12 protein-coding genes are annotated in these 13981 nt (G+C 64.8%); 11 read left to right on the top strand and 1 reads right to left on the bottom strand.

Going from position 1 to position 13981, the window contains the following annotated elements; genetic code table 11:
- Positions 1-675: 675 nt before the first annotated feature.
- Positions 676-1917 (bottom strand): HNH endonuclease, encoded by a 1242-nt coding sequence (locus tag ABD301_RS18180; RefSeq protein ID WP_163567538.1) that lies wholly within the window; start codon positions 1915-1917, stop codon positions 676-678.
- Positions 1918-2837: 920 nt separating this feature from the next.
- Here ABD301_RS18180 and ABD301_RS18175 point away from each other — a divergent pair.
- The 11 genes from ABD301_RS18175 (at position 2838) to ABD301_RS18125 (ending at position 13981) form a co-directional block, all read left to right on the top strand.
- Positions 2838-3449, top strand: a complete 612-nt coding sequence (locus ABD301_RS18175; RefSeq protein WP_163567539.1) for a hypothetical protein — start codon at positions 2838-2840, stop codon at positions 3447-3449.
- 65 nt (positions 3450-3514) lie between these two features.
- Positions 3515-4870 (top strand): DUF6801 domain-containing protein, encoded by a 1356-nt coding sequence (locus ABD301_RS18170; RefSeq protein WP_344311429.1) that lies wholly within the window; start codon positions 3515-3517, stop codon positions 4868-4870.
- Positions 4871-5006: 136 nt separating this feature from the next.
- On the top strand, positions 5007-5756 hold the full coding sequence (locus ABD301_RS18165) for an MlaE family ABC transporter permease (RefSeq protein WP_344311437.1): 750 nt from the start codon (positions 5007-5009) through the stop codon (positions 5754-5756).
- Between the two features lie 3 nt (positions 5757-5759).
- Positions 5760-6605, top strand: a complete 846-nt coding sequence (locus ABD301_RS18160; RefSeq protein WP_344311427.1) for an MlaE family ABC transporter permease — start codon at positions 5760-5762, stop codon at positions 6603-6605.
- A complete protein-coding gene (locus tag ABD301_RS18155; RefSeq protein ID WP_344311425.1) occupies positions 6602-7861 on the top strand; it encodes an MCE family protein in 1260 nt (419 codons plus the stop codon). Before ABD301_RS18160 ends, ABD301_RS18155 begins: the two co-directional genes overlap by 4 nt.
- A complete protein-coding gene (locus ABD301_RS18150) occupies positions 7858-8916 on the top strand; it encodes an MCE family protein (protein WP_344311424.1) in 1059 nt (352 codons plus the stop codon). The genes ABD301_RS18155 and ABD301_RS18150 overlap by 4 nt, the downstream gene beginning before the upstream one ends.
- Positions 8913-9923, top strand: coding sequence for an MCE family protein (locus ABD301_RS18145; RefSeq protein WP_344311423.1), 1011 nt, complete (start codon positions 8913-8915; stop codon positions 9921-9923). The genes ABD301_RS18150 and ABD301_RS18145 overlap by 4 nt, the downstream gene beginning before the upstream one ends.
- Entirely contained in the window at positions 9923-10990 is a 1068-nt protein-coding gene (locus tag ABD301_RS18140) for an MCE family protein (RefSeq protein WP_344311422.1), read from the top strand. Before ABD301_RS18145 ends, ABD301_RS18140 begins: the two co-directional genes overlap by 1 nt.
- Entirely contained in the window at positions 10987-12255 is a 1269-nt protein-coding gene (locus ABD301_RS18135; protein WP_344311421.1) for an MCE family protein, read from the top strand. The genes ABD301_RS18140 and ABD301_RS18135 overlap by 4 nt, the downstream gene beginning before the upstream one ends.
- Complete coding sequence (locus ABD301_RS18130; RefSeq protein ID WP_344311420.1) at positions 12255-13481, top strand: MCE family protein; 1227 nt, start codon at positions 12255-12257, stop codon at positions 13479-13481. Before ABD301_RS18135 ends, ABD301_RS18130 begins: the two co-directional genes overlap by 1 nt.
- A complete protein-coding gene (locus ABD301_RS18125; protein WP_344311419.1) occupies positions 13478-13981 on the top strand; it encodes a hypothetical protein in 504 nt (167 codons plus the stop codon). Before ABD301_RS18130 ends, ABD301_RS18125 begins: the two co-directional genes overlap by 4 nt.

Genomic DNA, 13981 nt, shown 5'->3' with positions numbered 1-13981 from the left:
CCACAACGACATCAAAGAACACGGCTGGACCGTCACCCAACCAACACCAGGCCGATTCCTGTGGACAAGCCCCACCGGTCGAACGTACGACGTCACACCCAACGACGAATACCCACCACCACCGTTCTAACGGTAGGAAGGACGCCCCCGGTGATCCCGGGCTCACCACGGCCAGCGAGAGTCGCTCGGTCACGCACGCCTACTGCCAAGACGCGGATGTCATAGTCGACTTTCCGACGATGGTGTGACGGAATGGACTTGGTTTATGGCTGTCTATCGCCAACCACAGGACCGCCTGGCACTGGATGCTGGCCGGCCCGCGGTTGACAACGGGCTTGCTAACTACCGGTACGAGGATGGGCCCGGCCCGCTAGTAACAGTAAATCTTCGCCTGCTCGCCGCCAAAAATTGGCGACCACCGCAGTCGGACGGTTGCTGCACAAATGGGCCAACAACCTCCCACACCGCCAAAATGCCTTCCGTCAACCACCCTACGCCACGCCTCAAATATCCCTTAACTCACTACCGGCTTGGTAGTAGTGTGTCGCTGCTAAATCTGGCGCTGTTTGTCGGTGGTTCTCGGGTTCAGGTCTGCTGAGAACGAAGGGGTGATGGTTCGTCTGCAGGATTGTGGGCCGCCGGGCGTGGTGCTGCCCGGCGGCCGGGTGGATTTTTCTATGCAGCGAGCTGATTAATCCCGCGGATGGGTCTTCGTTCGCGGTCAACGTACGCGGGCGGCAGGAATTCAACGATTCCGTCAACAATGCGTACATCCCAACCACCGTGGTGCACTAAACGATGGCAGCGATCGCACAGGAGCACGCAATTTTCAAGGCAAGTATGCCCACCATCGGCCCAGTGCTGCACGTGGTGCCCTCTGGTCCAGCGGGGTGGTCGGCCGCATCTGGCGCAGCCTTTGTCTCGTGCTATCAGGGCTTTGCGTAGGGCTGGTGTGATGAGTCGTTCGTTGCGTCCAACATCAAGGGGCACGCTGTCGCTGCCCAGCACCATCGGGATGATGTCCGCGTCACAAGCCAGCCGGCGGACGCCCTCTGGGGAAATCGGTGCGCCACTGTGCGGGTACGCGACCCCGAGCCGGTCCCGCAGCATTTCCCACGTCATCGTAATAGTCAGATGCGGCCGCTCAGCGCCCTGGATGGGGAGTTTCCCGGAGTCCGCGATCAGATTCAACGCTTCCGCGAGCGCGTCCCCGTTGCGCTCAGACACCGACCGCTGATCAGGGGTACCATTCTCAGCCGGACGAGGTTTGGCCAGTGGGCTCAGAATCTCACTGAAGAGGGTGCCGGTTTCACCGTCGAACGAGCCAGTGAAGTTCAGGCGTCCGTCTGTCCCGGTGTGCAGGGATAGTTCTCTGCGTGGTTTCTCGTTTTCGTGTTCGGAGGGCGCCGGACCGTCAGGGTCCAAGTGATCATGGATCCGACGGCCGACTTTGGCTAGGCCGGGTGCGGTGTACCGTTTCGCGTGCTCTACCAGGGACGCTTCAGCTTCCTCACGATCCCGGATGGTCACCCTGGCCGGGAGCCTGGTCATGACCCCAACAATCGTGTCGATCTGAGAGTCCGCGAGCTCACCGCGACGCATCGCCTCACTGGCGATGCTGAGTGTGGGTGCGAGTGTTTCCCCGGTCAGGGCTTGACTGGGGCACAGGTTCAGCGCTCGTTTGTAGCGTCGGGACGCCTCTGTTGGGGACAGTCGCAGGAGGTCTTGCAGCATGCCCAGGGTGTTGCGGTGCCCGAGCGTCTTGCCGACGTTTCCCCGGTGGATCGCCGCGACAATGTCCAACACCTCGACCTGCAGTAGCCGGACCGCTTTCTCCTTTGCCTGCAGCAGCTCACCGAGCTCGTCCGGGTCACACCTCCAGAGTTCTGGAGTGGTGGTGTCGTCGCCGGCGGCCATGCTGTTAATTCTACCGCCGGCACCGACAGTTTGATGGCGTACGGGTAATCAGGAAATGGATACTTTCACAATGATTCCAACGAAACGTGGAGCGCGCGCGTTCAAATCTTGCGAGCGAGAACGTTGGGTCTCTGAAGTAAGGCTCAGGAGCGTGGGGCTGATATTTCGAGACCGCTGGTGCTGGAGCGGGCTGCTGTCTCCAATCACCTGTGCCCCCTTCGCCCTGCGGCCGGCTTTCCCGCCCCCTTGGTAGGGCGTGACTCCTACGACTACTACGGGCGCTATGTCACCCGCCGGCATATGCCGGTGAGGGCGATCCCACGTTCGTCTCTGTCGTGCGTCAGCGGCTGCTTCAACGAGAGCGCACAACAGGGACCATCCGGTTGTCAACGAGACCGCTCAGATCAGTCCTGACACGGTTCAGATCACCAGCTCATAGCCGGTTTCTTGATCGGTACCGGGACTCTACTCACCGGTAGATACCAGTCAGTAGAGCGCCGTGGTCTTTGTCACTAATGGACAAACGCGGATCTGCCACTTTGTTACCGGCGGATGAGCAAAACCGGACATCCGCCGCCGGCTCGAGCGAAAGTGCCTGCTGGCCTTGGAAAACCGGTGCCCCAGTGCGTACGTTCTCACGGCGCAGCAAGGTCAGCACGGACCGTCGTTCCCGACGGATCGGGACCGGTGAGAAAGGCGACTAGCCACGGGAGGTGGTGGTGGAGCAGGCGTCCGTTCCCGATGGACAGCAACGTCGCCGAAACTCTGTGGCGGAGCACGGAAAACCGTTGCCGGAAAACCCTTGCCGGGGCGGCTTGGGCCGGAAAACGCGTGCTGGCGCGGTGTCTGGTGCCCCACAGAACGGTCGACCCTGGTGCGCAGTCGTCCAGAGCTCGCAGCCAGAAAGAAGGAGAAGGAAAGTGCGTAAGCGATTAGCGGGTATTCTCTTGACCGGCGTAGCAGCTGCCGCGATGGCCCTGAGCGCGGCGCCGGCGCAGGCCGCTCCGACGTGGAGCGTGACTGGCAGCCCGGGCGGCACGCTGAGCGGCGCGGCCGGCACCACCACCCTCACCGATGGTGGCGTCGTCCTCAAATGCACCTCCTCGACGGCCGGTGGCACGATCGCGAACGGGACCGGCCTGCCCGGCACCAACATCGCGCAGATCACGTCGATCACCTTTGTGCACTGCACCGGTCCGGCCGGCCTGACGTTCACCGTGACGCAGAGCGGTGTGTGGGCCCTGAACGCGGTGAACTACGCGAGCGGCGTCACCCAGGGCACGATCACGAACGTCACGGCGGCGCTGAGTGGCCCGGGCTGTGCGGCCACGGTGTCCGGCTCGGTGGCCGGCACGTACACCAACAGCACCGCGGTGCTTAATGTCGACCCGACGCTGAATGCCGCTCTTGGTACGCAGCTGACGGTTTCCGGCGCCAGCGGTTGTTTCGGGCTCATCCACAACGGTGACCACCCGACCTTCAGCGGCGCGTACACGATCACTCCGAACACGATCGCCATCACCAGCCCGTAAGTCGCAGCGGTCTGGCGAACGCAACGTCCTGGATGGCTGTGTCTCGGACAGAAGGGCAGGTGTGAATGCGTGGCAGGTGGCGACAGGCCGGCCGTCGGTCGATTGTCTGGATCGGAGCAGGTGTCCTCGCGATCGCCGCAGGGCTCACTGGTGGGTCCAGTTCGGCTACCGCACAGCAAAACGCCGACGTGCCTGTCCCGTTCACTTGCCACTTCCCTTCCGGGACACAGCCATCCGGGACACAGCCAGTGGCCGCGCGGGTGGCGGTTACCCTGCCGGGGGCCGGCGCGGTCGGACAGCCCATTCAGCCGAGCGGGATTCGGCTCAGCCTGACGGTGCCGGCCGCCACCGGCATCGCCAGTGGCTCGACCGCGAGCGCGCAGTTGACAGTGGTGCCAGCGATCGCGGGGATCGGGGCTCGTACGACCTGGACTTTCCCGGCCACCCCCACGACAACGGCCGTGCCGCCGGCGACCGGCGAGTCGGCGCCGCCCAGTGGTGATATCGGCTGGGAAGCGAACGGAAAAGCGCAGCCGGTGACGTCCGCCGTTCCCGGTCGACTGTCCTTTGTGGCCACCCAGCTGACTCTCACCTTTTCCTCAGCAGGGGCCAAAGACACCCAGGTCATGTGTACGACGACGGATGACTCCGGTACGCAGCTGGCGTCCTTGCCGGTGGCCGCGACCCAGAACAGTGCCGGCTCTGGCATTTCACGATTGCCCGGCGGGCCGCTGAAAGTCGGCGCGGCCGGTACGCACAAGTCCGCCGCCGGCCGGTTGGACGACGAGCCCAATTCGACGCCCGCTTCGGCCTACCTCGTCGGCTATTCCGACGTACAAAAGCTTAACGGGGCCGCCTTGGTCGGCCCGGGGTTGATCGACCTCAAAATCTTCGACGCGACCTTCGACCCGGTCACCGGCGATGTGGACGTGGTCGCCAACGGGCAGTTGACGCTGCCACCGGCCAAAAGCACCTTCCTGACCTTCGGCTTCATGCCGACGGCGGCGACTATGCAACTCACGCAGGTCGGGATCATGGTCATTAAGACCCATTCCGCGGCACAACCGGACGGCACGTACATCACTACCACCGTTTCGACCGTGCAGATGTCCTTGCGGATTTACGAGGTGAAGGTCAATGGCACTTCCCTTGATGTGGGACCAAACTGTCACACCTTCGAGAACCTGTTCCTGACATTGAACGCGGAAGGTGACTACGCGGCCGACACCGGCGGCACTTTCGCCGGAACCGTGACGATCCCACGGTTCGCCGACTGCGGGGTGGGGGAGGACCTGGACGGGTTGTTCACCGCGTCCATTTCCGGGCCGGGCAACTTCATGCGCATGACCCAGGGGCCGGGTTGTTTCCCAGTGCCGGTGCCATACCAGTGCCCGCCGGTTATCCCGGAACCCAAGCGTTGAAAGCCCACCGGAGGACATCGCGATGACAACCCAGACGCAGCCGCCCGCGGGGCGCCCGCCCGGTGCTTCGGCGCCGCCGCGCCGGCCGCGCCGCGACTGGGGCGAGATTCCGGTGCTGGGCAAGGCCGTCGGCGGGATGCGCCAGACCGGCCGACTGTTCGCGCTCGGTGGCAGCGTGGCGAGGCTGTTTTTCAAGCGGCCGTTCCAAACCCGCGAGTTCATCGAGCAGTTCTGGTTCATCGCGAGCGTGACGATCCTGCCGACCGCTTTGGTGTCCATTCCGTTCGGCGCGGTGATCGCTCTGCACCTGGGATCGCTGACCCAGCAGATCGGTGCGGAGAGTTTCACCGGCGCCGCGAGTGTGCTGGCGATCATCCAGCAGGCGAGTCCTTTGGTGACAGCGCTGCTGATCGCCGGCGCCGGTGGGTCCGCGATGTGCGCGGATCTCGGTGCCCGTACGATCCGCGAGGAAATCGCCGCGATGGAGGTGCTGGCGGTGTCGCCGGTCCAGCGGCTAGTGGTGCCGCGGGTTTTGGCCTGCATGTTGGTCGCTGTCCTGCTGAACGGCATGGTTTCGGTGGTCGGCGTGTTGGGTGGCTATTTCTTCAATGTCATCATGCAGGGCGGCACTCCGGGCGCGTACCTGGCGAGTTTCTCTTCGCTGGCGCAGCTGCCGGATTTGTGGATTAGCGAGATCAAGGCGCTGATCTTCGGTTATATTGCCGGAGTAGTGGCCGCGTACCGGGGACTGAATCCGCGTGGTGGCCCGAAAGGTGTCGGTGACGCGGTGAACCAGTCGGTGGTCATCACGTTTCTGCTGCTGTTCTTCGTGAACCTGATCCTGACCGCGATCTACCTGCAGATCGTTCCGCCGAAGGGTGGCTGAGCAATGGCGAATCCCTACGCGAGCGATCAGGGAACGGGGTTCCTGGATCGTCGGCTGGCGTGGTTGGACGCTTTGGGCGACCAGCTGATTTTCTATGTCAAGGCGATCGGGTGGACGCCACGTACGGTCCATCGCTACACCCGCGAGATCATCCGGCTGCTGGCCGAGGTGAGTTTTGGCAGCGGTGCCCTTGGTGTTATTGGTGGCACGATCGGCGTGATGGTCGCGATGACCCTTTTCACCGGCACGGTGGTGGGTTTGCAGGGCTATGCGGCGCTGAACCAGATCGGCACCGCGGCTTTCACCGGCTTCATCTCGGCGTATTTCAACACTCGCGAGATCGCGCCGCTGGTCGCGGGCCTGGCACTGTCGGCCACCGTCGGCGCCGGTTTCACCGCGCAGCTTGGCGCGATGCGGATCTCCGAGGAAGTGGACGCGCTGGAGGTGATGGGCCTGCCGAGCGTGCCCTATCTTGTCACCACTCGGATTCTGGCCGGCGCGATCGCGATCGTGCCGCTCTACGCGCTCGGGCTGCTCACCTCTTACGCCGCCTCCAGGGCCATCACGGTCTTCGGTGACGGCCAGTCCGCCGGCACGTACGACCACTATTTCACCCTCTTCTTACCCCCTGAAGACGTCCTCTGGTCCTTTATGAAAGTGCTCATCTTCAGCGTGATGGTGATCCTCGCGCATTGTTATTACGGCTACCGGGCCAGCGGCGGACCGGCGGGTGTGGGCATCGCGGTAGGCCGGGCCGTACGCACCGCCATTGTCACCATCAGCATCACCGATTTCTTCCTGAGCCTCGCGATCTGGGGAGCCACCACGACGGTGAAGGTCGCCGGATGAGGCGCGGTTGGTCCAAAACCGGACGCCGCCTGGTCGGGGTGGCGTTCCTGCTGGTGTTCGTGTTGCTGGCCAGCCTCTCGGTGGCGGTTTACCAGAAAGCGTTCAGTTCGGCGCTTTCGGTGACGTTGTTGGCTGGTACGGCTGGAAACCAGATGCACCGGGACGCAGACGTGAAGGTCCGTGGAGTGGTGGTCGGGCAGGTGCGGCAGATTTCCAGCGATGGCAGCCAAGCCCGGCTGCGGCTGGCCATCGACCCGCAGTACGTGCCGATGCTGCCGGCCAACGTGACCGCGCAGTTGTTGCCGACTTCGCTTTTCGGGGACCGGTACGTAGCGCTGCTGATCCCGGCCACGCCCAGCCCGGAAAAGCTCAGCGACGGCGCCACCATCGACCTGGATCGCAGCGCGGCGGCGATCCAGTTGGACAAGGTGCTCGGCGACATGCTGCCGCTGCTGACTGCGGTGCAGCCGGAGAAGCTGGCCGAGACGTTGACGGCGATTTCGCAGGCACTGCAAGGAAGAGGGCCGCAGCTCGGGCGTACGCTCGTCCAGCTCGACGACTACCTGACGAAATTCAATCCGCAGCTCCCCGACCTCACTAACGACATCCATGAATTGGTGACGGTCGCCGACGCGTACGCGTCAGCCGCGCCGGACATCGTGGACGCGCTGAACGATTTCAGTGTCACCACCCAGACAATCCTGGACCAGCGGACGAACCTGGAGACGCTCTACCAGTCGGTGACCTCGACCTCCGCCGACCTGGAGACCTTTCTGAGCAGGAACAAGAACACCATCATCCGGCTGTCCGCGAACTCTCGGGTGGCCCTGCAGATCCTGGCGAAATACTCGCCGGAATATCCGTGCGTGCTCGCCGAGATGGCCGCTTTCGTGCCGGTGATGGACAAAGTTCTGGGAAAGGGCACCAACCAGCCGGGCCTGCACGTCAAGATCGACTCGGTGCCGTCGCGTGGCCGTTACCTGCCTGGCAAGGACACCCCCACGTATTCCGGCGGCGGTCAGCCACATTGCTATCCGACCGACCGGCCTTTCACCGCGACCGGTGTGGGGTCGCCGCAAACGCCGACGGTGAGTACGACCAATGGCGGCCTGGGCCTGCCGAACTCGGCCACCGAGAACCAGTTCGTGAACGAGCTGGTGGCACCTCAGGTCGGGCAGTCGCCGTCGCAGCTGCCGGACTGGAGCAGCGTGTTGGTCGGCCCGATCTACCGCGGCGCGGAGGTGACGCTGCAATGAGACGACCCAGTCTTACCGGAGCACTGGTCAAAAGCGGCTTGTTCACGCTGGTGACCTTGGTGGCGACCGGCATTCTGGCACTGACCATCGTGAACGGGAATCTCGGTGGCGGCACGGACTATGCGGCGAAGTTCACCGATGTCACCGGCCTGCAGGTGGGGGACACAGTGCGGATCGCCGGGGTTCGGGTCGGCCAGGTCGAGTCGATCCAGATCGCCGACCGACGGCTCGCGCAGGTCCGGTTCTCGGTGGACCCGGGCCGTCGGCTGCCGGTTTCGGTAACGGCGGCCATCAAATATCTGAACCTGCTGGGCCAGCGCTATATCGACCTGGCTCGCGGCACCGGGCCGGTGGACGAGGTGATGGCGCCAGGTGGCCTGATCCCGGTCACCCAGACCACCCCGGCGCTGGACCTGACCGCGCTTTTCAATGGTTTCCAGCCACTTTTCCAGGCCCTGTCGCCAGAAGACGTGAATAAGCTGTCCAACGAGATCGTTCAGGTGTTGCAGGGCGACGGGACCACGGTGACCAGCCTGGTCGCCAGCACCGCCACGCTGACCACCGCGCTTGCCAGTAAGGACCAGGTTATCGGCCAGGTGATTGACAATCTGAACGCGGTGCTGAACACCATCAACTCGCGTGGTGGGCAATTGACTGACCTGATCGTCACGTTGCAACAACTGGTTTCTGGGTTGGCGGCGGACCGCGCACCCATTGGCGACGCGGTCAGCGGCATCGCCGACCTGACCACCAGCACCGCCGGCCTGCTGCAGTTGGGCCGCGCACCGCTGAAGAGCGACATCGCCTCGCTCGGCAGACTTTCCGGTACGTTGGCCAGCAACACCCCGGAGCTCAACTCCTTCCTGACGAACCTGCCGGTGAAGTTCGGTCGGATCGGCACCCTCGCGTCGTACGGTTCCTGGCTGAATTTCTACCTCTGCTCGGCCACCGTGACCGGACTGTCCACATCGGACGGCAGCCAGCCGCCGACCGGACGGCCGATCAAGGACGGCCGTTGCCTCGCTCAGCAGGGCCCGGCGGTGGGAACGCCGTGAAGCCACTGCGAGAGCGTAATCCGATAGCGGTCGCGTTGGTCGGCGTGGTCGCGATGGCGCTGATCGGGCTGCTCACCTTCTACTGGAACGACCTGCCGGTAGTGGGAGCTGGTACGGCGTACAGCGCCGATTTCAGTGAGGCCGCTGGCCTCAAACCCGGGGACGACGTGCTCGTCGCCGGGGTAAAAGTGGGTGACGTGACCGACGTACGGCTGGACGGCGCCCAGGTGAAGGCGACCTTCCGGGTGAAGAACGCGTGGGTGGGCAACGCCAGCACGGTGGCGATCAAGATCAAGACGTTGCTGGGCGCCAAATTCCTCTCTGTCGACCCGCTCGGGGCGAAGGACCAGGACCCGTCGGCGACGATCCCGCGGGCCCGTACGGTCTCGCCTTTCGACGTGGTGCAGGCATTCAACGGCCTGTCGGCCACTGTCGGGGCGATCGACACGGACCAGCTGGCGGCGAGCTTTCAGGCTATTTCCAGCGCTTTCGCTGGCGCCACACCGTACGTACGCTCAGCGGTGACCGGGCTGGCCGCGCTGTCCACCACGATCGCTTCCCGGGACGCGCAACTGGCCCAGCTGCTGGCCAACACCCGCCAGATCACCGGCACTTTGGCCGCCAACAACAGCGAATTCGACGCGCTGCTTGCCGATGGCAACCTGTTGTTGAACGAGCTGGCCCAGCGGCGCACCGCGATTGGCCAACTGCTCACCGGCACCCAGTCGCTGGCCACCCAGATTTCCGGCCTGGTGAGGGACAACGAGACCCAACTCGGGCCGACGCTGCAGTCGTTGAACACGGTTTTGTCGGTCCTGAAACAGAATCAGGCCAACCTGAACCAGGCTCTCGCGCTGGCCGGCCCGTACTACCGGCTGATCGGCAACACGATGGGCAGTGGCCACTGGCTGGACTCGTACGTGTGCGGGGTCGTGCCGCCGTCGTACCTGCCGCCGGGCAGCGGACCGCCGACTGGCTGCGAGCCGCCCAAAAACGGAGGCAACTGATGACCGCCGGAAGATGGCGGGTGCTGGCCGCCGCCGGGGTCGTGGTGCTGCTCGTGCTGACCGCCGCGGTGTGGTGGGTCTTCGCTGACGTCAAAGCGAAACACATCACCGCCTATTTCACCCAGACGGTCGGCGTCTATCCCGGGTCGGACCTGCGCATTCTCGGCGTACGAGTGGGCACGGTGAACACGGTGACCCCGGCTGGCACCGAGGTGCGGGTCACCATGACCCTCGACGGCGACGTGGACGCGCCGGCCAACGCCGGCGCGGTGGTCGTGTCGCCGAGCGTGGTCGCGGACCGTTACGTGCAGCTCAGCCCGGCCTACACCGGTGGCGCTCCGATGTCGGACGGCGCCGTCATTCCGATCACGAGAACGGCTACCCCGCTGGAAATCGACCAGCTTTATGCCAGCCTGACGAAGTTGTCCGACGCGCTCGGACCGCACGGCGCGAACTCCAAAGGCGCGCTTTCGGACTTGCTGAACACATCGGCGGCCAACCTCGACGGCAACGGTGCCGCGCTGGGCACGATGATCTCCCAGCTCGGTAAGGCCACCCGGACCCTCGCCGGTTCCAAGGACGATTTCTTCGGCACCGTGACCAACCTGCAGCAGTTCACCGGCATGCTCCGAGACAACGACGCGAATGTCCGTGCTGTGCAACAACAACTCGCGACGGTCGGCGGGTTCCTCGCGGCTGATCGGCAGGATCTGTCGAACGCGCTGAAGACATTGGCGACCGCGCTGACCCAGATTCGTACGTTTATCCAGACCCACCGGGACGCGCTCAAGTCCAGTGTGGACGGTCTCGCCCAGATCACCGCGATCCTGGTCGCGCAACGGGCGTCGCTGGCCGAGACGCTGGACACCGCGCCGCTCGCGTTGACCAACCTGGCGGCCGCGTACAACCCGAACACCCACACGCTGGACGGCCGGGCCAACCTGAACGAGATCAGCATGGGACCACAGCCATCGCAGCTCACCCCGGTGCCGGCCGGCAAGAGCCCGGCGCTGCCGCTGCCGTTGCCCACGGTTGGCCAGGCCTACGGCTCGGGAGGCGCGAAATGACCGCCGGTACGCTTCGAAAACTCTCCGTCCTGCTGGTGGCGGTGCTGGCTGGCGCCCTGCTGGCCAGCTGCGGATCGGGCGGTTACAAGGGAATCTACGACCTACCGCTGCCCGGCGGCGCGGACCTGGGTGCCCACCCGTACCGCATTACAGCACAGTTCGCCGACGTGCTGGATCTGGTGCCGCAGTCCGCGGTGAAGGTCAACGAGGTGGCGGTCGGCCGGGTGGAGAGCATCGACCTGCCGACCAACGGTTGGACCGCGAATCTCACCTTGCTGATCAACGCGAATGTGAAGCTGCCCGCGGATTCTTATGCCTGGCTGGAACAAAGCAGCCTGCTGGGGGAGAAGTATGTGGAGCTGGGTGCGCCGCCCGGCCAGCCGGGCACCGGCCGGCTGGTGAACAACGCGACGATTCCCTTGGATCGTACGAATCGGAACCCCTCCGTCGAGGAGGTGTTGGGCGCGCTGTCGATGCTGCTCAACGGCGGCGGGATCGGGCAGATCCAGACCATCACCCGCGAGCTGAATTCGGCTTTGTCCGGCAACGAGCCGCAGATCCGTTCCCTGCTGGCGAATCTCAACACTCTCGCCACTTCGCTGAACGCACATCGCCAGGACATCACCGACGCGTTGACCGCATTGGACAAGTTGTCCCACACGTTGGCGAACCAGCGGCAGGAAATCAGCGGGGTGCTGCAGTCGCTGCCGCCCGGTTTGCAGGCGATCAACCAGCAGCGGCCGGACCTGGTCCGGATGTTGACCGCGTTGAATTCGCTGTCCAGCGTCGCCGTCGACACGATCAAGCGCAGCAAGAACGACTTGGTCGCGGATCTGAAAGCGCTGGAGCCGACGTTGCGCCAGCTGGCTGCCTCGGGGCAGGCGCTGCCGCAGTCGTTGCAGGTGCTTTTCACCTATCCCTTCACGGATTACTCGCTGAACGCGATCCGCGGTGACTACCTCAACGTCTACCTGTCGGTGGTCGCCGCACCCGGGACCGTGCTGATCCCACCGGTGTTGCCAGCCGCTCCTACCGACCCGAATCCCAGCAACGCGGCGAACAACGCGGTGCCGCTGCCACTGCCGCCGGTGAATCCAACGACCACCGGCCAAACTTTCGGCCCACCCAGCCAATCTCCACCGGGCCGCCCCGGTGGCAAGCCCAAACCGTCCGGTTCAGGCTCCTCGTCGCCCTCCGGATCGGCACCGTCGTCCGGCTCGCCGTCCCCATCCGGTGGCAGCCCGAGTCCCACCGGGAGCCCGTGATGTTGACCGTTGGAGTACGGGCGAAAGTCATCGCCTTCGCGGTGATCGCGGTGCTGGTCATCGCTTTCGTCGGCTATCGGTACGCCGGCCTCGGCCCGCTGGTGGGTCTGCGCGGCTATTATGACGTGACGGTGAATCTGCCGTCTTCGGGCGGCATTTACACCAATGCGGACGTGACTTACCGGGGTGTTTCGATCGGCCGGGTCGGCGAGCTTCGGCTGACTCCGGACGGTATTCAGGTCGATCTGCAAATCACCAACGGGACGGCCAATATCCCGGTGAACGCGCGGGCCGTGGTGACCAACCTGTCCGCGGTCGGTGAGCAGTATGTGGACCTGCGGCCAACCAGCGACTCCGGACCGTATCTGAGCAACGGCTCGACGATCGCGGTCGAGCAGACTCAAACTCCGATCCCGGTACAGACTTTGTTGCTGAGCGTGGACAGTTTCGCCACCTCGGTGCCGACCGAGTCGCTGCAGGTGGTGGTCAACGAACTACACGCGGCGCTGCAGAACCAGGGGCCGAACCTGCAGATCCTGCTGGACACCACCGGCGACTTCGTGCAGGCGGCGGACCAGAACCTGCCGGCCACCTCGGCGCTGATCGTGAATGGGCGTACGGTCCTGCAAACTCAGGCGGACCAGAGCGCCGCGTTGGTGTCTTTCGGCCGGGACGCGAAACTTTTCGCGCACCAGCTGGCCACCTCCGACCCGGACCTGCGCCGGCTGATCGCGGCCGCTCCCGGTGCGGCCACCCAGATCAGCGGCCTGCTCACCGACACCGACCCGGGTTTGGGCGTGTTGCTGGCAAACCTGCTCACCACGACGAATGTCGTAGAGACCCGAACCGGCGCGCTGAACCAGCTGCTCGCATTGACCCCGACGGCCACCGCGATCGGATCGACCGTGGTGCAAGGAAACGCGCTGCACCTGGGCATGGCCGTGACGTTCTTCAACCCGCTGCCATGCGTGGCGGGCTATGGCGGCACCGACTATCGGAACGGTCTGGACACCACCCCGCAAGCACCACTTAACACCGCGGCGAAATGCACTTCTCCGGCCAGCAGTGGCATTCTCGTCCGCGGCTCCGCCCACGCGCCGTACGGCGGGGGAGTGCCGACGGTGGTCGATCCGCCGCAGGCGCTGGCCGGCACCGCCGCCGGGTTGACCGACCCGCCGGCTCCGGTGCCGAACAGCATGGATGGGCTGTTGGGGGTGTCGAAGTGAGCCGTCGCTGGAAAATCGGCGTGGCCGTACTAGCTGTCGCGGTCGCCTTCGCCGGCTGGTCCGGATGGACGCTGCAGCAGGCGAACGCCAGCTCCGCCGTCCGGTACGGCCAGCTGCGGGACGGTGTTTTGAGCGCTGGCCGGCAGTCCGTGGCCACTCTCACCACGGTTCGCCGGCAGAGCCCCGAAGTGGACGTGAACCGCTGGCTGTCGTGTACCACCGGCGCGCTGCACCAGGAATTGGTACGGGTAAAGGCAGACACCGTCAGCCAGCTGCGCAAAGCCAGCGCCACTGCGGTTGGCACGGTCACCGCGGCCGCGGTGGTGACGATGGACGAATCGGCCGGGACCGCCACACTTTTGACCACCGTAAGCCTGGAAATCACCCCGAGCAGCGGCTCGCCGACCACCGAGCGGCACCGCTATCGGGCCGTGCTCACCCGTGCCGGCGCCGGCTGGAAAGTCAGCTCACTCAGTCCCGTACCGACTGGGAAGGCGTGA

The organism is Fodinicola feengrottensis (assembly GCF_039530045.1).
Classification (GTDB): domain Bacteria; phylum Actinomycetota; class Actinomycetes; order Mycobacteriales; family HKI-0501; genus Fodinicola; species Fodinicola feengrottensis.
Note: the sequence above shows the minus strand (reverse complement) of the source record. Positions and strands in the feature narration are given on the sequence as shown.

Excerpts from the sequence above, each read along its gene's own strand:
- ABD301_RS18180 (WP_163567538.1), bottom strand. The coding sequence starts at position 1,917 with ATGGCCGCCGGCGACGACACCACCACTCCAGAACTCTGGAGGTGTGAC.
- ABD301_RS18170 (WP_344311429.1), top strand. The coding sequence starts at position 3,515 with ATGCGTGGCAGGTGGCGACAGGCCGGCCGTCGGTCGATTGTCTGGATC.
- ABD301_RS18165 (WP_344311437.1), top strand. The coding sequence starts at position 5,007 with ATGCGCCAGACCGGCCGACTGTTCGCGCTCGGTGGCAGCGTGGCGAGG.
- ABD301_RS18160 (WP_344311427.1), top strand. The coding sequence starts at position 5,760 with ATGGCGAATCCCTACGCGAGCGATCAGGGAACGGGGTTCCTGGATCGT.
- ABD301_RS18155 (WP_344311425.1), top strand. The coding sequence starts at position 6,602 with ATGAGGCGCGGTTGGTCCAAAACCGGACGCCGCCTGGTCGGGGTGGCG.
- ABD301_RS18150 (WP_344311424.1), top strand. The coding sequence starts at position 7,858 with ATGAGACGACCCAGTCTTACCGGAGCACTGGTCAAAAGCGGCTTGTTC.
- ABD301_RS18140 (WP_344311422.1), top strand. The coding sequence starts at position 9,923 with ATGACCGCCGGAAGATGGCGGGTGCTGGCCGCCGCCGGGGTCGTGGTG.
- ABD301_RS18135 (WP_344311421.1), top strand. The coding sequence starts at position 10,987 with ATGACCGCCGGTACGCTTCGAAAACTCTCCGTCCTGCTGGTGGCGGTG.
- ABD301_RS18130 (WP_344311420.1), top strand. The coding sequence starts at position 12,255 with ATGTTGACCGTTGGAGTACGGGCGAAAGTCATCGCCTTCGCGGTGATC.